Origin of the sequence: Bradyrhizobium sp. B117, from assembly GCF_038969555.1 — a bacterium.
GTDB lineage: Bacteria > Pseudomonadota > Alphaproteobacteria > Rhizobiales > Xanthobacteraceae > Bradyrhizobium.
Genome location: NZ_CP152414.1, coordinates 242,982 through 261,283, shown reverse-complemented (window position 1 = coordinate 261,283; position 18,302 = coordinate 242,982). Strand labels below are relative to the sequence as shown.

General features: G+C 64.9%; 16 protein-coding genes and 1 pseudogene. 8 read left to right on the top strand and 9 right to left on the bottom strand.

Going from position 1 to position 18,302, the window contains the following annotated elements:
• Positions 1 to 25 precede the first annotated feature (25 nt).
• The 3 genes from AAFG16_RS01270 to AAFG16_RS01260 all read right to left on the bottom strand — a co-directional run bounded on the left by AAFG16_RS01270 (position 26) and on the right by AAFG16_RS01260 (position 4,081).
• Positions 26 to 499: a chemotaxis protein CheW gene (locus AAFG16_RS01270; protein WP_342736677.1), complete on the bottom strand. Its 474-nt coding sequence runs from the start codon at positions 497 to 499 to the stop codon at positions 26 to 28.
• Positions 500 to 523: 24 nt separating this feature from the next.
• On the bottom strand, positions 524 to 3,349 hold the full coding sequence (locus AAFG16_RS01265; protein WP_342736675.1) for a hybrid sensor histidine kinase/response regulator: 2,826 nt from the start codon (positions 3,347 to 3,349) through the stop codon (positions 524 to 526).
• Positions 3,350 to 3,715: 366 nt separating this feature from the next.
• Positions 3,716 to 4,081, bottom strand: coding sequence for a hypothetical protein (locus AAFG16_RS01260; protein WP_342736673.1), 366 nt, complete (start codon positions 4,079 to 4,081; stop codon positions 3,716 to 3,718).
• On the opposite strand from AAFG16_RS01260, the gene AAFG16_RS01255 reads away from it, so the two are divergent.
• From AAFG16_RS01255 to AAFG16_RS01240, 4 genes are all read left to right on the top strand, one after another.
• Positions 4,080 to 4,790 (top strand): Crp/Fnr family transcriptional regulator, encoded by a 711-nt coding sequence (locus AAFG16_RS01255; RefSeq protein WP_283083213.1) that lies wholly within the window; start codon positions 4,080 to 4,082, stop codon positions 4,788 to 4,790. The two genes, AAFG16_RS01260 and AAFG16_RS01255, sit on opposite strands and share 2 nt — an antisense overlap.
• A gap of 177 nt (positions 4,791 to 4,967) precedes the next feature.
• Positions 4,968 to 5,666 carry a Crp/Fnr family transcriptional regulator gene (locus tag AAFG16_RS01250; protein ID WP_283087136.1) on the top strand — a complete coding sequence of 233 codons (699 nt, stop codon included), beginning with the start codon at positions 4,968 to 4,970 and terminating at the stop codon, positions 5,664 to 5,666.
• A 151-nt stretch (positions 5,667 to 5,817) separates the two neighbouring features.
• The gene (locus tag AAFG16_RS01245; protein WP_342736671.1) at positions 5,818 to 6,195 is read left to right on the top strand and encodes an Hpt domain-containing protein; all 378 of its coding nucleotides are present in this window, start codon (positions 5,818 to 5,820) and stop codon (positions 6,193 to 6,195) included.
• Between the two features lie 97 nt (positions 6,196 to 6,292).
• Positions 6,293 to 6,541, top strand: coding sequence for a hypothetical protein (locus AAFG16_RS01240; RefSeq protein WP_283083211.1), 249 nt, complete (start codon positions 6,293 to 6,295; stop codon positions 6,539 to 6,541).
• Positions 6,542 to 6,589: 48 nt separating this feature from the next.
• Here the strand turns inward: AAFG16_RS01240 and AAFG16_RS01235 are convergent, their stop codons facing one another.
• Positions 6,590 to 7,210, bottom strand: coding sequence for a LuxR C-terminal-related transcriptional regulator (locus AAFG16_RS01235; RefSeq protein WP_342736669.1), 621 nt, complete (start codon positions 7,208 to 7,210; stop codon positions 6,590 to 6,592).
• Positions 7,211 to 7,552: 342 nt separating this feature from the next.
• Here AAFG16_RS01235 and AAFG16_RS01230 point away from each other — a divergent pair, with 342 nt between their 5' ends.
• The 3 genes and pseudogenes from AAFG16_RS01230 to AAFG16_RS01220 all read left to right on the top strand — a co-directional run bounded on the left by AAFG16_RS01230 (position 7,553) and on the right by AAFG16_RS01220 (position 10,967).
• Positions 7,553 to 8,716 (top strand): hypothetical protein, encoded by a 1,164-nt coding sequence (locus AAFG16_RS01230; RefSeq protein WP_342736667.1) that lies wholly within the window; start codon positions 7,553 to 7,555, stop codon positions 8,714 to 8,716.
• Between the two features lie 352 nt (positions 8,717 to 9,068).
• Positions 9,069 to 9,468: pseudogene (locus AAFG16_RS01225) on the top strand (hypothetical protein).
• A gap of 284 nt (positions 9,469 to 9,752) precedes the next feature.
• The gene (locus AAFG16_RS01220) at positions 9,753 to 10,967 is read left to right on the top strand and encodes an EAL domain-containing response regulator (protein WP_283083207.1); all 1,215 of its coding nucleotides are present in this window, start codon (positions 9,753 to 9,755) and stop codon (positions 10,965 to 10,967) included.
• 26 nt (positions 10,968 to 10,993) lie between these two features.
• On the opposite strand, the gene AAFG16_RS01215 is transcribed toward AAFG16_RS01220, so the two are convergent.
• From AAFG16_RS01215 to AAFG16_RS01205, 3 genes are all read right to left on the bottom strand, one after another.
• Positions 10,994 to 11,365, bottom strand: a complete 372-nt coding sequence (locus tag AAFG16_RS01215) for a hypothetical protein (RefSeq protein WP_342736665.1) — start codon at positions 11,363 to 11,365, stop codon at positions 10,994 to 10,996.
• A gap of 75 nt (positions 11,366 to 11,440) precedes the next feature.
• On the bottom strand, positions 11,441 to 12,880 hold the full coding sequence (locus tag AAFG16_RS01210; protein ID WP_342736663.1) for a DUF1254 domain-containing protein: 1,440 nt from the start codon (positions 12,878 to 12,880) through the stop codon (positions 11,441 to 11,443).
• 287 nt (positions 12,881 to 13,167) lie between these two features.
• Positions 13,168 to 14,040 (bottom strand): DMT family transporter, encoded by an 873-nt coding sequence (locus AAFG16_RS01205; protein WP_342736661.1) that lies wholly within the window; start codon positions 14,038 to 14,040, stop codon positions 13,168 to 13,170.
• A 107-nt stretch (positions 14,041 to 14,147) separates the two neighbouring features.
• Here AAFG16_RS01205 and AAFG16_RS01200 point away from each other — a divergent pair, with 107 nt between their 5' ends.
• A complete protein-coding gene (locus AAFG16_RS01200) occupies positions 14,148 to 15,566 on the top strand; it encodes a PLP-dependent aminotransferase family protein (RefSeq protein WP_283083203.1) in 1,419 nt (472 codons plus the stop codon).
• Positions 15,567 to 15,596: 30 nt separating this feature from the next.
• Here the strand turns inward: AAFG16_RS01200 and AAFG16_RS01195 are convergent, their stop codons facing one another.
• Both AAFG16_RS01195 and AAFG16_RS01190 read right to left on the bottom strand, forming a co-directional pair.
• Positions 15,597 to 16,577 carry a tripartite tricarboxylate transporter substrate binding protein gene (locus tag AAFG16_RS01195; protein ID WP_342736657.1) on the bottom strand — a complete coding sequence of 327 codons (981 nt, stop codon included), beginning with the start codon at positions 16,575 to 16,577 and terminating at the stop codon, positions 15,597 to 15,599.
• 25 nt (positions 16,578 to 16,602) lie between these two features.
• The gene (locus AAFG16_RS01190; RefSeq protein ID WP_342736655.1) at positions 16,603 to 18,243 is read right to left on the bottom strand and encodes an FAD-dependent oxidoreductase; all 1,641 of its coding nucleotides are present in this window, start codon (positions 18,241 to 18,243) and stop codon (positions 16,603 to 16,605) included.
• Between the last annotated feature and the right edge of the window lie 59 nt (positions 18,244 to 18,302).

The following is an 18,302-nucleotide window of genomic DNA, read 5'->3' as shown; positions in this document are numbered from 1 at the left end:
TCTCCGGCTTCGATGTTTCGTTGGTTCACGCAGCCATCTGCACTTCGGTCTTCAATTCGAGCACGCGGTCAACATCGAGGACGACCATGAGCTGGCCGTCGAGACGGTGGACGCCGCCGGCGAGCTTGGCCATGCGGGGATCGAGGTTGACGGGGTTTTCCTCCTTGCCGTCCTCGGGCAGGCGCAGCACCTCGCCGATCTGGTCGATGAGGAGACCATAGGATTCGCCGCGAAGGTCGACGCCGACCGCCATCGGCGCCTTGCCGTCCTCGACCTTGGGCAGGCCGAGACGGGCGCGCATGTCGATCACGGTGACGATGCGGCCGCGCAGGTTCAACACGCCGGCGATCTCGCGCGAGGCCAGCGGCACGCGGGTGACGCGCTCGGGCATGAACACGTCCTGGACGCGCGAGATCGGCAGGCCGAACAGCTGGCCGCCGATCATTGCGGTGACGTATTCGACCATGGCGCCTTCGCCAACTTGCGTCTTCTTGCTCATCTGCGTATCTCCTGATCCGCCGTCTTACGCCGCCGCCCGGCTCAGCTCGGAGGCGCCGGCCGCGCCCGCGGTCTGCTCCTTCAGCGCCGCGATGAGGCCGGGACGGTCGAACTTGGCGACATAATCGTGGAAGCCGGCCTGCCGGCCGCGCTCGATCGCCGCCGGCGACACCAGCGCCGACAGGCCGATGATCGGCGTTGCCGCAAGGTTGTTGTCGGAGCGGATCACTTCCGCGAACTCGAACCCGTTCATGTCGGGCATCTCGATGTCGGTCAGGATCACGTCGAAGTTTTGCGCGCGCAGTGCCGCAAGGCCCTCCTGCGCGGTCGGCGCGGTGCGGACGCGGTAGCCGGCGGCTTTCAGGACGGGCGCCAGCATGTTGCGGAAGAAGGCGCTGTCGTCGACCAGCAGCACCGACTGCGAGTGCATCGACGGCTTCATCTCCTTGCGGGTGAACCAGTCGGCGAACGCCATCGGCAGGAAGTGGCCGACGTCGATCACCTCGGTGGCCTGGCCCTTGATCACGGCCGAGCCGAGAATGCCGGAGGAGGAGCCGCCGACCTCGATGTTGAGCCGTTCCTCGACGATGTCGATGATCTCGTCGACGACGAGGCCCATGGAGCGGCCATCGTCGGCGAACACCAGGATCGGCTGGGCGCCTTGGCTTGCGATGGTGACGCTCTCCATCGCCACCAGCGGCATCAGCTGCTCGCGGTACTGCACCATGTAGCGGCCGTTGGAGAACTCGATCTTGTCGGCGGGCAGCTCTTCGAGGCGCGTGACGAGGCCAAGCGGGACCGCCTTGGGCTGCGACGAGCCGGCGCGGAACACGAGGAGCGAGGTGGTCTGCTCGCCGCTTCCGATGTGATGCGCGCCGTTCTCGTCGGCCATGTCATGGGCCGAGGAGCCGGCGGCGCCGAGCGCTTTGGCAATGCCGTTGGGGTCGATGATCATGATCACCGCGCCATCGCCCAGAATGGTGTTGCCGGAGAACATGTCGATGTGACGCAGTTTCGTCGACATCGGCTTGACCACGATTTCTTCGGTGTGGAACACGCCGTCGACGACGATGCCAAAAGTCTGGCTGCCGACCTGCGTGACCACGATGAAGCCGTTCTCGGGATCGGAGGCGGCGCCGTCGTCGATCTTGAGCAGCTTCTTGAGGTGGATCAGCGGCAGCAGCTTGTTGCGCAACCTGAGGACCGCGGTGTCCTTGATGCGCTCGATGCGGTGCTCGCTGTTGGCGCGGGCGCGGACCAGCTCGACCACCGAGAGCTGCGGGATCGCGAAGCGGTCGCCGGCGGCTTCCACGATCAGCGCGGAGACGATGGCGAGGGTCAGCGGGATCTTGATGGTGACACTTGAGCCTTCACCCGCCACCGACTTGATGTCGATGGTGCCGCCGATCTGGTCGATATTGGTGCGGACCACGTCCATGCCGACGCCGCGCCCCGACACCGAGGTGATGGCGGCCGCGGTGGAGAAGCCCGGCGCGAAGATGAACTTGTGGATCTGGGCTTCGCTCATCTTCTCGAGCTCGGCCTCGGTGACGAGACCTGACGAGAGCGCCTTGGCCTTGATCTTCTCGGTGTTGAGGCCTCTTCCGTTGTCGGCGATGCAGATGATGATGTGGCCGCCCTCGTGATAGGCGGACAGGCGAATGGTGCCCTGCTCGCCCTTGCCGCTAGCCAGGCGCTCGGCGGGGGTCTCCAGGCCATGATCGGCGGAGTTGCGCACCATGTGGGTGAGCGGGTCCTTGATCAGGTCGAGCACCTGGCGGTCGAGCTCGGTGTCGGCGCCGTGCATCTCCAGCTCGATCTGCTTGCCGAGTTCGCTGGAGAGGTCGCGGACGATGCGGGGCAGCTTCTGCCAGGCATTGCCGATCGGCTGCATGCGCGTCTTCATGACGCCTTCCTGCAGCTCGGCGGTGACGTTGGAGAGGCGCTGCAGCGGCACCTTGAACTCGGTGTCCTCGTTGCGGCGGGAGATCTCCAGCAGCTGGTTGCGGGTCAAGACCAGCTCGGAGACCATGGTCATCAGATGCTCCAGCGTATCCACGTTGACGCGGATCGACTGGTTGGCGATGCGGTCGCCCTCACCGACACTCTCGTCGGCCATCGACTTCTTCGGCGCGGCCTTCTCCTTGGCGGCGGGCTTGGCAGTTTCCTTGGCTTCCTTCGCTGCGGGAGCGGGAGCCGCGGCCGCCGGCGCAGGTGCCGGCTCGGCCTTCGCGACTGGCGCAGGCGCCGGCGCTTCGATCGCGGTCTCGCGGAAGGCGCGCTCGAGCTCGTCGAGCGAGACTTCGCCCGGACGCAAGGGACGCTCCAGGGTCTGCTCGATCAGCGAGCCGGTCGTCATTTCTTTTGCGGGTGCGGGTGCAGCGGCGGGTGCTTCCGGCACCAGCGGCGGGGCCTCAGCGACTGGAGCAGCAGCGCCGCTCGGCATCGGCTGCGCCGAGCCGGACATGGCCGCCATGCCCTGCTCGACCATCGCTTCCAGCTTGTCGATGAGATCGCGGTCGTTGCCTTCGGGCTCGGCTTCAGTCGCCTCGAGGCCGGCGAGGATCTCCTTGATGCGGTCGATCGAGGACAGAATCACCGTCACGGCCTGGCCGGTCACCGGCATGCCGTCGCGGAATTTGCCCATCAGGGTCTCGCCGGCATGCGCCAGCGCTTCGAGCCGCGGCAGGCCGAGGAAGCCGCAGGTGCCCTTGATGGTGTGGACCAGGCGGAAGATGTTATCCAGGATCTTGGCGTTGTTCGGCTCCTGCTCGAACTTCACCAGCTGATTGTCGACGGTGTCCAGGCTCTCGCTGGTCTCCGTCAAAAACTCCCGCAACAGATCATCCATGAGCTACGCCTTACTGACCTCGACCTGCATCTGGACGCCCGAGCCGTCGCGCCTGGCAATCGACGGAAGTCCGCTTCTGGATCGTTAGACATCCCCTTTCACGGTCCCGTTAATTTCAGCCTCCGTCCTAATACGGATATTGAAGAGAAATTTGCCGTTCGGCCGGATGCGAAAGCGTTTTTCAGCAAAACCGGTGCCGCGCTGCGGCCGCAAAGCACGTGAGGTAAACGCAACGACAACGGCGCGACGAGCCGCGCGAGAAAGTCCTGCTTCTGAAGGGCGATACACGTGAGGCGCGCGACATCGAATCGCGTGGCCCGGCAGCGGCAGCGCTCACGCGGCCATCGATTCCCCGCTTGCATGGAGTTACGAAGTTCGCGTTTGCAGTAAACGGACGGTTACCTCGCGGCCGTGGCGACCCGCGCCGCGGTAACCCAGCCGCGCGGCCGCGGCAACGTCGCCAGCGGGACGATGCTCCGCTAGGCAATCGTTGATGGCGGCGACATGAAAGCGCCCTTGCCGCTTTTTCCTGCGATGGCTGCAGGGATCGGGACGCAAACCCGTGAGCGAATAGCGCCGGTTTTTGCTTCGCCGCCAATGCGGCAGGCTGTCTGCCCCTAACGGCGATATGGACGATACACAACCTTTGCAATAGAATCTCTTGCCGTGCAACTGAATGACGAACGGTGCGCGGCGCCGATCATCCATTGCATGCGCCGGATTGACCTGCATGACCGCGAGCAGCCGCCCGCCCAACCAGTTGCTGCAAAGACTCGACGCGGCAGACTTCGATCTGCTGCGCCCTCATCTGACGACGGTGGCAATGGTCAGGGAGTCTGTCTTGGGGAAGGCGGGCGCCGCGCTGAAACACGTCTACTTCCCGCATGGCGGTTCCGTCTCCATCACGGTGGGTCTGGCCGAAGGACAGATGATCGAGGTCGCGATGCTGGGCTGCGACAGCGTCGTCGGCGCCGGCGCGGCGCTGGCCGACGGCATCGCGCCGGCGGACGCGGTGGTCTTATTCCCCGGAGCTGCATCCATGCTGGAAATCGCGGCGTTCCGGGCGGTGGCCGCCGCAAGCGCGCCGTTTCGCAGCCTCATGGTCCGCCATGAGCAGGCCCTCCTCGCGCATGCCCAGCAATCTTTGCTCTGCAACACGCTCCACTCCGTCGAGGCGCGGCTGGCGCGCTGGCTGTTGCGGGCCCGCGACCTCTCCAACAGCGAGATGCTCCCGCTGACGCAGGAAGCGCTGGCGCAGATGATGGGCGTCAGGCGCAACGCCATTTCGCTGGTCGCACATGCGCTCCAGCAGGCCGGCATCATTCACTACACCCGCGGCCAGATCGAAATCGTCGACCTGCAGGCGCTGGAAACGACCTCCTGCGGCTGCTATTCGGCGGTGAAAGCCCAGCACATGCGCCTGATCGGCGCCTTGCCGTGACGATGGCGCTGGCTGCATGCCGTGACGCACACAGCGACGCGGCGATCGGCGCGACCGGACATCTTGTCCCAATTGCCAATATATCCCGACGGGCAGATGATGAAACTGCTCGTGCGGGGAGCGATTTCGCTTGCCCCGACTTTGCTGGCGCAGGAGACGGAGACAGCTTTGGAAACGATGGTGCGCCCATCCAACGGTTTCCTGTCCGCGCTGTCGGCAGACGATTATGAATTGATCCGCCCGCATCTGCGCACCGTGGATCTGCCGCATGACGCGGTGCTGGTCGAGACCGGCGAGACGCTCAGGCGCGCTTTCTTCCCGCACCGCGGCGTGATCTCGCTGGTGGTGAAGCTCGCCAAGGGCGAGCATGTGCAGGTCGCCATGATCGGCCGCGACAGCTTGCTCGGGACGCTTTCCACCATGGGCGACGCCTGCGCGCTGAACACGGCGATCGTGCTGGTTCCCGGCGTCGCGTCCGTGATGGATCTCGACCGGTTGCGCGGCGCGGCCGAGCAGAGCAGCAGCCTGCGGACGCTGCTCACGCGCCACGGGCTGGCGGTGTACGCCCAGGTCCAGCAGACCGCGGGCTGCAACGTCGCCCATCCGGTGGAATCGCGGCTGTCGCGCTGCCTGCTGCACACCCACGATTTGTCGGGCGACTATCGGCTGCTGCTGACCCAGGAGGCGATGGCGCACATGATCGGGGCTCGGCGCAACAGCGTGTCGCTGGTCGCCAACACGCTCCAGCAGGCTAATTTCATCCATTACAGCCGCGGGCACATCCAGATCCTCAATCTGGACGGGCTGCGCCAGACCGCGTGCGAATGCTACGCCACCGTGAAGGCCCAGTACGACCGGCTGCTCGGCTCGCACTGAGCGGCGCCCTCGCATGGTAAACCTTCGGCTAACGCCGGCGCGCAAACACGCTCCGTCCTGCTACCGGAACTGAAATGCGGATGCCGTAGACACGGGGCTCGCGCCGCACGCGCCGCGCGACCGGTGAACCGCAATCAGGACAGGCAAAGCCATGTTTGAAGTGACCGTCGCGCCTGTTCGGAAAGCGATCGATGCCGCACCCGTGCGCGAGCCGGGTGCGTATGCAGCGCTGGTGGCGGAGATCGGCGAGGACGGCGCCCAGGAAGTGCGCACCGTGTTCTGGAGCGAGACCTGCGCACGCCTGCAACTGTTCCGCACGCTGGCGCTCGCGCAGCACCACGCCAGGATCGCGCGTGAAGCGCATTCGCTGAAGAGCGCGGCCGGGACGTTCGGCTATGTCAGGCTCGCGGCGCTGGCGCTGCGGCTGGAGCAGACCGCGGAAACGCTTGACGAGATCGAATTCCGCGATCTGCTGGACCTGATGGACGGCGCCTTTGACGCGGCGCGCGCGCAGGAGCCGCAGAGGTAGCAAACTCTATGAAAGCCCGCCGTACTTCTACGGTTTGGGATTTTTAGAGATGGCTAATCATAGGTGGTGATAGTCGCCGGAAACCAGGAGGGTTTCCATGTTCACCTATGAGACCGCGGACCAGAAAGAGGTCCGTCGCTTCCGCATCGCACAGTTCAACGGCCGGATGGCGACGGTGAAGTCTGGCGAGGCGACGGTGACTGGTTTCGTTCGTTCGGTGCTGGAGCAGGAATCGAGCACGCCGCCGCGCTGGACCATCACGATCATCCCGAACGCGCCGAAGGAAGAGCCCAAGCCGCTGCGGTCCGGCTCGCGCGCGCGTCCCTTCGCCGAAGACTATTTCTGAGCGCGTTGGGGTTCCCGGCCTGTCTCAGGCCCGGGCAACACATGGATCTCAATCGATCGAATGCAGCAGCGCCGCACGGACGAGGTCCGCGGTGTTGCGCGCGCCGAGCTTGCGCATCGCCTCGGCGCGATGGCTCTCGAACGTGCGCGGGCTGATCTGCATCCGCAGCGCGCCCTGCTTGTTCGAATAGCCCTCGCTGATCAGCCGCAGAACTTCGCGCTCGCGCTTGGTCAGCCGCTTCTGGCCCGACAGGCCGATAAGCTCGGCGCTGGGCAGGCGCTGCGGCTGCGCCGCGCGGGCCGGCTTCAATTCTGCATCCTCGGCGCCGGACGGGGCCGGCAGGACACCCTTGTGAGGGCCGGCAAGCTGCTTGACGAGGCCGCAAACGCGCTCGGTCTGCGCCAGCGCATTCTCCACCACCCGCTGCAAATAGGCACGGTCGCCGGTGACAGGCGCGAGCTGATCGCTGTGATGCTTGATCTCGCCCATGTAGAGCAGCAGCGCCGTCAGGGGGCCGTTGAGCTCGCGGGCGATGGCGGCGGCCATTTCGTCGGCAGCCTTGGTCCGGGCCGCGTTCAGGCGGACGAAATCGAGCTCATCAGCTGGAGCAGCGCTCTCGTACCATTCCGACGGCCGCGAATCAGTGGCCGTATCATTCTGTGACCCCATGTGGTTCGTTTACCGGAACCCACCCCGGTCTGTGGTTAACTTTTTGCTCCGTAAGACTACGGTGATTTTGACGGTTTTGTGCTGAAATATCGACTTCGGCACAATTTGTGCTTGCGGGCCGCGACTACTCACCGCGCCAGAGTTGAGATTTCCGCTCGGAACCCGAGCCGGCGCGCGGCAACCTCCTTAACCACGGCGTCCCGGCCGGACCTCGCGGCGCCCGGTTTTTACGGATTAATTAACAATGACTTGCTTCTCTTGGCAGGATTGAGAGCGCGCAAATGCCTCCCCGCCTCGAGCCCTGTAGGGCTTGGTGGGAAACGCTGCGAAAGATTGCGTGCCATGAACGAGATCGATCGGCTGTCCGAGTTCTTGCAGAGGCTGACGCCGCTGTCGCGGAGCTGTCTGCTCAGCGAGCTTGAGCGGCTCGAGCTCTGCGGCATCGACATGCCGGGCTCGGCCGAGATCCAAGCGCGCCTGCGCGCCGAGTTTCGCAAGGACGGATCCAACCAGGCGCGCGCCACCAACCCGTCGCGTTATTTCTTCGCGCCGCTCGAGCTGCTGCTGATCGACGGCGCGCCTGAGCATGCCAATCTGGGGCGGATCTCGCGCAACACCCTCACCCCGATCTGGGAGTGGATCTGCCGCGACCTGCTGCCGACCATGGCGCGCGACTACATCAAGGCGATCAACGACCAGGTCGCCGCCAACAACCCGAAGGAAGTGCTGAAGACCGCCTCGATCTTCCAGACCAAGGTCATCAAGGTCCTCGAGAACACGCTGGCTTCAGCCGAGAGCGCCGAGTTCGCGCGCGGCAAGCTCGCGCAGTACACCGCCTCGCGCACCGCCTTCGACGACGTGAGGAAGATGCAGCATGTGCTGCGCGCCGGCGACGCGCTGCCGAAGTTCAACGAAAAGCTGCCCGAGAAGATCGCGAAATTCGACGACGGCCAGGTCGCGCAGATCACCGCGCAGCTCGACGCCTTCAAGAAGGCCCATCCCGAAGCGCTGCCCTACGCGCTGACGCTGGTGGCACGGCGCCTGAAGACGTCCTGGCAATTGGCGCGCCTCGCCACCAAGGCGGCTGCCAGCAAGAGCGCCGCCGACGTCGCCGCGACGCCCTATGCCTGCGTCGTGCCGATGGTGCTCGACAGGCTCGATGACAAGCGCCTCGCCCTGCGGGTCGCGCTCCGGCACAACCGCGTGCTGGTCGCGCGCGACCTGCTCGCCGAGATCTACGACACCGAATATGCGCTCAAGGTCCGCATCGACAGCATCGAGGCCAGCGAATGGGGGGTCCGCCTTCAGCAATTGATGGACGCGATCGCGGCACTGGTGTCCGCCGAGGTGAGCCGCTTCCCCTCCAATGTCGGGCACATCCTCGGCTCACGACGGCTGCGCAGCCACGACACGCTTGGCGGCAAGCTCTCCTATCTGGCCTGGAAGGGACGCGACGCCGTGCAGGACGGCGCGGCCGCGTTTCGCAAATTGATCGGGCAGACCTGATCTCGCGCGGCTAACGCGGCAGGCACAGGAAGCGATCCATAAATCGCCCTGACAGCACGAACCTGAACCACCAATAGATCATTCGCCGCATCGACATAGCTGCAATCCTCGACAGCCCACCACCGGCTGTGCGGAGCAATAGCGCACGTGCAGCAATGCGCATGTGAGGTATTTCACATTTGGGCCGTCGCGGCCGGACCCATTGTCGCAGAACTGTCACGAGCGAAGGCGGAACTTGCGCGCATCGCGCGAAAATGAGTTCGTCGCTCATGGCCGCCGCAACTATCCTCCGATGCGCCGCAGAAGCATTGAGAAGGAGGTCGCGATGAGACCGGCTCGACTGACGTTGACGATGGTGGCGTTGCTCACGGGCGCGCTGGCGCTCACATCGGCGACGACAGCGCAGACGTCGCCGCCGCAAGGCAATGCCGCGCCGACCGCCGACAATGCGGTGCTGCTCACCATCTTCTTCAAGCACGACCAGTCCCGCCCGCTGAACGAGCTGAACGCGCAGCTCGAGAAGCAGGGCTACTACAAATCCTTCCCGCCGCCCGGCGTCGAGGTCGTGAGCTGGTACGTGATGATGGGAATCGGCCAGGTGATCACGCTGCGCCTGCCGGCCTCGCGCTTACGCGAAGTCAATCGCATCATCGAGGACACCGCGTGGGGGCCCCTACCGCACCGAGTTCTATCCGACCTACGATTACAAGGCGATCGGGATGGCCCAACACGACAAGGCCACAAGCAATTGAGGCGTCCATTATTCAATTGGGCGAAACGCAAACGGCTTCGTCCTATTGCAGGACACCGCTGCTTCCTGCGCACCGGCCGCGACGTTCGGGAATCTTCCGCGATGACGGTGTCACACAGCCGTCACGCACGCTCAGACGTAAAAACTTCTCTAGCGAAATCCGAACAATTTTAAACGAGCTGCGTGCTTTAACGTTACCCAGATAATTCAACAATCGGCTGAAGCCCTCCATATTTGAAACTGCTCCCATCGCTAACACCATTCGCGGAACGGGAGTGGTTTGCGATGAACGATGAACTTGTTGAGCTCGCCGGACGAAGGCCCAAAACCTTCGGACGGCGAAAAATGATGCCGCGCGCATGCGTCGCCGACAGCAAGCGCCACCTGCGCGCTTTCCTCGCCGAGGTGCTGGAGGATCTCGGCTTCGTCACCAGCGAATGCGCCAGCGCCGAAGAGCTGCAAGCCGTGCTGACCAGCGACTTGCCGGATTTGATCCTGCTCGGCATCGCCGCCGACGGCATCGAGCCCGGCAAGTTTTTGGAGACGCTGGTGCGCGAGGCCTTCGACGGCAAGGTTCTGACCGTGGGCGCCCGCGAGTCGATCATCGTCAAGGCGGTGCAGCAGGTCGGCGAGGAGTATGGCCTTGCGATGCTGCCGCCGTTGACGACGCCCTTTGCCGCGGAGACGCTGCGCGAGCGCATCGCGATGCTGCTGCCGGAGGAGCCGGCGCCGAGCCCGGCTGTGTATGTCGGCGAGGCCCTGCATGCCGGCTGGCTCGAGCTCTGGTACCAGCCCAAGATCGACGCGCGCACGCTGATCCGCAGCGGCGCCGAGGCGCTGGTGCGGATGCGGCATCCGACCTGGGGCGTCGTGCCGCCCGCCTATTTCATTCCCGAGCCCCACGATCCGCATCTGCGCGACCTGTCGGAATTCGTGATCGAGCGCGCCGTGCAGGACTGGCACTATCTCCTGGAGCAGCAGAGCCCGGTCGATCTCTCGATCAACCTGCCGGCGTCATATCTGAAGGAGCCGCAGGCCGCGCGCGACCTCTGCCGCCGCATGCCGACGCATCCGGCCTTCGGCGGACTGACGATCGAAATCGACAGCGAGGAGGCAATCCGCGACCTCGATCTCCTCGCCGAGGTCGCGCGCGAGGTGCGCCTACACAACATCGGCCTGTCGATCGACAATCTCGGCGCCAACTGGCCGTCGCTGATGGACCTCGACAAGATTCCCTTCATCAAGCTGAAGGCCGACCGGCACTTCGTCACCGGCAGCGGCAATGATCGCCTCAAGCGCACGGTGTGCCGCCACATCGTCGAGCTCGCGCACGGCTACGGCGCGTGCACCATCGCCGAAGGCGTGGAGAGCCGCGCCGACCTCGTCGCCGCGAACGAGCTCGGCTTCGACCACGTGCAGGGCTATCTGTTCGGCAAGCCGATGCCGCTGAAGAAGTTTGCACGGAGCGCGCTGACCCGGACCGTGATGGGAGGCGAGTGAGGCCATCGCCTCACCCAAACCGAGAGCTATTTCGCATTTCGATTCTTGCTTGCGCCCTTGAGAGGCGCCGAGGGCCGTGGGTTCGCCGATTCAGCAGACTGAATACAAGACAGAAGATCAACGTAGCTTTGGGCGTAGGGGATTGAGGTTACCTCGGCTTCGCAGCGATCCCGAACGGGACCGGCATTTGCGGTCCAAAGGGCGCTCAGCTGTTGCTGAGCGTCTGTTTCATCACTCATGCATTTCTCGAGGCTCTGCCCCAGAACGACTCCGTTTGCCTTGTCATCAGCCACCGTCGCCTTGCACAGGACCTCCACATTCAAATGGGGGACGCGGTCAGAAACGGGCGTGACCAGCTGGCCTCCGAGAAGTGCCGCCGACAAAAGCGCAACCTTCATCCTGACCTCCTCAGGTTCTGCCAGCCCATGAGCTTGAGTGCTCCCACCGCGGCTGCGCCTGCTGGCCCCTTGCGATCAGCTGCTCGCAACCCTCCTGACGGCCGGCGGAGACCAGCTGCCGTTGATGATCGAAGGCGCCTTCTCGTTCGGCCAATACATCCGCAGCATCAGAACGAACTTGCCGGCGGGTGCGGGCAGCCAGTTCGACTCCTTGTCCGTTCCAGGCGAATCCTTCTGGATATAAAGGTCGATCGTTCCGTCCGGATTGGGCTTGAGATTCTGACGAGCGCTGATCGAATAGCGGTTGAGCGGATTGGCGACGAAGAAATACTTCTCATCGTACATCGTCAGCGACCAGAAACCGCCGACAGGAGGAAGCTGCCCCTTCGGGAAGCGCATCACATACTTGTTGCTGCCGACGTAATCTTTACCATCGACGTCCTTCTGCGACGTCGGATAGCAGGCATCCTGGATTCGGTTGGCACCGAGCCCGATGGCTGTGACCAGGGCGCGATTGAGGTAGTCGGTGCCGTAGACGCCGGTCTCCGTGTCGAATGCCCAGCCGTTCGTGTTCCTGATGGCCTTGTTGACCTTGAACTGGATCATGATCCGGTCAAAACCGACTTGCGGGATGCGCTTCGCAAAATCGGCGTCGAGCTTGCTCGCGTCAAAATCCTTGCCCGGAACGAGACCGATCTTCGCGAATTTGGCCAGCTCAGGAGCGTCGGCGGCTCCCGGCGGATTGCGTTTCATCAGTTGAGCCAGAAGGCTGAAATATGCCACGGCGTCCATACGATTGACCTGATCGCGCACCGGCGTGGTCATGTCGATCGCCGCATCGACCTTGCCAGGTGGAGGCGTGTAGGATTGCCCGTAGGCGCTCAGGGGGAAGAGCTTGCACTCATCCTGGGCGGCGTGCACCGCCGCGTAGTCCTCGGGTGTGCCGGTACAGTAGATGCGACCTAGAATCCATACGATGCTCGTCGGCGACTTGTATTCCTTCACGCCGGCAGGGAGCTTGCCTTTCCAACCCGGGCCGGTGATCGCATAGACCTGCGCCTTGGTCCCCGTCGTGCGCTTGCCCGGGACCTGGAATACGTTTGTCCAGCCATCAAGCATCGGAAACAGAAAATAGCGGTCCTTCATGTCGGGGATACTGACGACCCACGGCTCGTCTCCCACGTCGATCCACGCACTGGTGTAGAGCGTATCCGCATTCGGAGCCGTCACATCCCTGAAGCTTGCGTCGGGATAGGTCCGCAGCTTGATGAATTGCCCCATAGGCCCGCGCGTACCCTCGACGGCAGCCATATTGGTCATGACCCGCCGCGTCATCTCCATCGTCACGAGCGGATAGCCGAACACATAGGCGTCGGTGGCAAGCCAGAAATCTTCGCCACCTTCAACCGCGCTCAACAAAGGACCGTCGTAATCCGCTCGGCCGACCGAGAGTGCAAGTGCCGAGATCGCGCTTCCCAAACCGCCAGACAAGAGATTCCGACGAGTCATGTTCATGACGCTACTCCCAAACCTACTCTGATCTCGAGAGATCGAATTGAATTATGGATACTCTCGCAACGATGGGCGCATTTTTGTCGATCGAGCGAGGTTGCCGATCACCGCCACATCAGCCAACCTGCAGAGGGGATATCGGCCATGCGTTGTTACGTCGTTGCGAAATAGGCACGCGATGCATCAGGGAGATAACTCTCCTCATGCCATGAGATACCGCGTGCCGGCACGGACGTTGATCTAGATCAACATTGGTGCTCGCACATGCCTGGTCAGGAATTGCACTGCATTCACGCGTACCGCCGTGCGAAGAACACGCAGACGACCACGAGCGCGGTCGCGGCGATCATGCTCCAGGCGACCGGCTCGTGCAGCAGCAGGCCTGCGAGCGCGAGGCCGAAGAACGGCTGGAGCTGCTGCAACTGGCCGACACGCGCGATACCGCCGATCGCGAGTCCCCGGTACCAGAAGATGAAGCCGACGAACATGCTGAAGACCGAGACATAGGCGAGCCCGATCCAGGCCGGCGCGCCGACGCCGCTCCACGTCGGCGGCCATGCCCAGATCGCGAGCGGCAGCATCAGCGGCAACGCAAGCAGCAGCGCCCAGGAGATCACCTGCCAGCCGCCGACGCGGCGCGACAGCGCGGCGCCTTCCGCATAGCCGAGCCCGCACAGCACGATCGCGGCGACCATGAGCAGATCGCCGGTGAGCGAGGCCGAGCCATCGCTGGACACGGCAAAGCCCGCCACCGTCGCGCTGCCGAGTACGGCGAACAGCCAGAACAGCGGCCGCGGACGCTCGCCGCCGCGCAGCACGGCAAAGATCGCGGTCGACAGCGGCAGGAGGCCGATGAAGACGATCGAATGCGCCGAGGTGATGTGCTGGAGCGCGAGTGCGGTCAGCAAGGGGAAGCCGACTACGACGCCGATGGAGACGATCGCGAGCGAAGCGAGATCCTTGCGCTCCGGCCGCGCCTGACGGAGCAGGAGGAGCACGGCCGCACCGATCAGCGCGGCAATGATCGCGCGCGCGGAGGTCAGGAACAGCGCGGAGAAGCCGCCGACCGCGACGCGCGTCGCCGGCAGCGAGCCGCTGAAGATGATGACGCCCAACAGACCGTTTGGAAGTCCGCTGCCCCAGCCGCTGCCCGCAGATTGCATTTTCATCTCGCTTGTTGGGTCGCCATCCTCGGCGTTCTGCGCTGGCGAGACCAGCGACAATCCAGTACAATCCGGAAGAGCTGTATGGGTATGGAAGGCAGTACACCTTGGACGGCACGGCGCAAGCGAAGGGACGCGGCGGAACGCGGACCCTGGATGTGATGAGCGCGATCCGCGCCAAGGTCGCGGGCCGCGCGCTCAGTGCCGGCGACCGCCTGCCGTCGATCCGCCGCCTTGCCGCAGCGATGGGCGTCTCGCCGTCCACCGTCGTCGAAGCCTATGACCGGCTCGCCGCCGAAGGCCTGATCCGCCCCCGCCGCGGCTCGGGCTTCTATGTGTCACCGACGGCGGCGCCGCCGCTGGCACTTGCCGAGGCCGAGCCGCGCCGCGACCGCGAGGTCGACCCGTTCTGGGTCTCCAGGCAATCGCTCGATACCGACCCGGCCGTGCCAAAACCCGGCTGCGGCTGGTTGCCACCGGAGTGGATGCCCGAAGAGGCCTTACGCCGCGCCGCCCGCGCGCTGGCGCGGACCGAGGCGAGCGTGCTGACCAATTACGGCTCGACGTCCGGCTCGCTCGCGCTGCGCCGTCTGCTGCTGGCGCGCCTCGCCGAAGACGGGATCGAGGCTTCGATCAACCAGCTGATGCTGACCGGCTCGGGCACGCAGGCGACCGACCTGATCTGCCGCTTCCTGCTGCGGCCCGGCGACACCGTGCTGGTCGACGACCCCTGCTATTTCAATTTTCGTGCGCTGCTGCGCGCGCATCAGGTCAGGATCGTCAGCATACCCTACACGCCGTCGGGCCCTGACATCGCGCGCTTCGAGCAGATTCTCGGCAGCGAGAAGCCGCGGCTCTACATCACCAATTCAGCGCTGCACAACCCGACTGGCGCGACGATCTCGCTCCAGACTGCGCACCGGCTCCTGACCGCGGCCACGGGCCACGACCTCACCATCATCGAGGACGACATCTTCGGCGACTTCGAGCCGGAGCGCTCGCCGCGCCTGGCCGCGCTGGATGGCTTGAACCGCGTGATCCGCATCGGCAGCTTCTCCAAGACGCTGTCGGCTTCGGTGCGCTGCGGCTACATCGCCGCGCGGCCCGACTGGATCGAGCATCTCGTCGACCTCCAGGTCGCAACCAGTTTCGGCGGCCCAAGCCCGGTCGCGACCGAGATCATCACCGCCGTCCTGGCCGGCGGCAGCTATCGCAAGCACATGGACGAGCTCCGGCAAAGGCTCACACGCACGCGCCGCGACGTCGCGCGCAAACTTCAGGCTCTTGGCATCGAGCCCTGGCTGATGCCGCGCGGCGGCTTCTTCCTCTGGTGCCGCCTCGCGGCCGGACAGGATGCCACGCAGGTCGCCCGCGCAGCGCTGAATGAGAACGTCGTGCTCGCGCCCGGCAACGTCTTCAGCGTGTCGCAGACCGCGCAAAACTTCATGCGGTTCAACGTGACGCACATGAACGAGCCGCGGATGTGGGACGTGATGCGGCGGGCGTTGATGACGGCGCCGGCATGATGGCCGACGAGAAGGCGCCGCAGATGACATTCAGTTCGCCTTGATGCCGGCCTCGCTGATCAGCTTGCCCCATTTTGTGCTTTCACTCTCGATGAAGCGGCCGAACTGCTCCGGCGAAGTTGGCGCGGGCTCTGCGCCGAGGGTCCGGATCTTCTCGGCGACCGACGGATCCTTCAGGGCCTTCACGAAGGCTTCGTTCAGCCTCCCGACGATGGCGGGCGGCGTGCCGGCCGGGGCAACGAGCCCGAACCAGCCGACGGATTCGAAACCCGCGATGCCGCTCTCGGCCAGTGTCGGCACATCGGGAAGGGATGACAGACGGCGCGCCGAGGACACGCCGACCGCGTTGAGCTTGCCCTCGAGGATCAGCTGCTTCGATGCGGGAATGTCCAGCACCGCGAAGGGGACGTGGCCGGCGAGCACATCGACCGTCGCCGGCGCGGTCCCGCGATAGGGCACCAGCTCCATGGCGATGCCGGTCTTCTGCGTGAACAGCGCCGCCGTCAGATGCATGGCCGTGGAATTGCCGCCATGTCCGATCGACAGCGCACCCGGCTTTGCCTTGGCGAGCGCGATCGTCTCCGCCGCCGAATGCGCCGGCACGTTGGCGGAGGCGACCAGCACGAAGGGGATTTCCGCAAGCAACGTGATGGGCGCGAGCTGCTTTGGATCGAACGGCATCGACGGATTGAGGTGCGGGTTCACGGTCAGCGCACCTGCGGGCGCGACGCCGAGCGTGTAGCCGTCCGGCGCGGCCTGCGCGACCGCGGCCATGCCGATATTGCCCCCTGCCCCGGCGCGGTTCTCGATCACCAGGCCCTGCTTGAGCTCGGCGGTGACCACCGGCTCGAGCGCACGGATCACGGTGTCGGCGCTGCCGCCGGGCGGGAAGGTCACGATGATCTTGATCAATTGCTCCGGATAGGCCGCCTCGCTGGGCTCCAGCGGCAGCACGGCGAAAGTCGCGGCCGTCAGCACGGCCAGGATGCGGCGCTTTGCAACGTGAAACACGTTCTCCTCCCCAGTTGCGTTCTCGTTACGCCGCAGCGCCAGTGATGCGCGCGAGCAAGCCCGGTGGATTTTCCGGCGCGGCCTGCCCGCGCCAGGCGATGTGCTGGTCGGGCCGCACCAGCACCAGTTTTTCAGCATAAGCGCCGTTGGCTTCGTCTGCGGCAATGTCGACCAGCGCGAGCGGCATGCCGCGCTCCGCCGCGGCGGATTTCAGCGGAGCCACGTCGATCGCCGGATCGAACCGCAGCAATGTGTAGCCCGGCCCGAATGCGTCGTAGAGCGATTGTCCGTCGCGCAGGAACAGATGCGGCGCACGGGCGCCCGGCACGGTCGAGGGCGTGAAGCTGCCCATCGTGTAGGCCGGCGGGGTTTCGCCGTCATAGGCGATGATCGGCGAGGCATCGTAATAGTAGCCGAAGTTCAATCCTGCACAGCAATATTGCTGAACGTTGAGATCGTAGGCCGCCCTCGCCAGCGCCGCGCGCGCTGCGTGACCGCGGGGGGTGTCGTCCTCGATCTCCACTGAGACGCCGCCGCGCTGCGCCATCATCTTCATCGCGTGATCCATCGCAAAGCGCGAGACTTGCTCGGTGATCGGCTGACGCTCCGCCTCATAGGCATCGAGGATCGCGGCCGGCGCCCAGCCGTTGAGATGCGCCGCCAATTGCCAGCAGAGATCGACGGCATCCGCAATGCCCGCATTCATGCCGTAGCCGGCATAGGGCATCCACAGATGCGCGGCGTCGCCACAGATGAACACCCGGCGATCGCGGAAGCGATCGGCCACGAGGCGGCGCCCGACCCAGTCCTCCTTGCTGAGGATTTTGTACTCGAAGCGCTCGTCGACGCCGAGGATGGCGCGGATCGACCAGTCGCGGTCGACCGAGTCGAACTCGGGCTCATCGGGCCTCAGATGATTGTGGATCAGCCAGCGGTCATGGCCGTCGATCGCGACCGTCGTGCCCGAGCGCCTCGGATTGAGCGAGAGCACCATCCAGGCCGGCTTGTGCGCGCCCATCAGCTGCTTGAGTTGCGGCGCCTCGATGAAGGTCGATTGCACGCGCTGGATCACCGGCGTGCCGGACAGATTCGCCCCGATCGATTTGCGGACGAGGGAACGGCTGCCGTCGCAGCCGATCACGAAGCTGGCTTCGATGCGGAGGGTCTCTCCGCTGTCGAGATTGCGCGCCTGCGCGACGACATGGTCGGCGTCCTGTTCGATGTCGGTGACCTCGGTGCGGGCCAGAATGGTGATGCGCGGCTGAGCCGCGGCGTGGCTGAACAGGATCGGCTCGAGATAGATCTGGTTGATCCGGTGCGGCGGCTCGGGCGTCGGCCACCAGGTGTCGGGGCCGCCGGTGGCGCTGTAGCGGCGCGCGCGGGAGGGAATGTCGATGCGGCAAAGCTCGATGCCGGTCGCCGTGGTCCGATACGAGCAGTCGTTCGGGAAGTCGGCAGGGAGCCCGGCGTCGCGCAACTTTGCGGCGACGCCCAGCCTTCGGAAGATCTCCATCGAGCGCGCCGAGACGTGATTGCATTTGACGCTGGGCGGATCGCCGGCGTGGCGGATTTCCGCGACCACGACGTCGATCCCGCGCGAGGCCAAATCCATGGCCGCGGTCAATCCCACGGGCCCGGCGCCCACCACCAGCACCTGTGTCCTCATGCTCGTTTCCTCTTGCCCGGCGGATTCACCGTCCGCATAGCATGCATTTTATTGCAGGC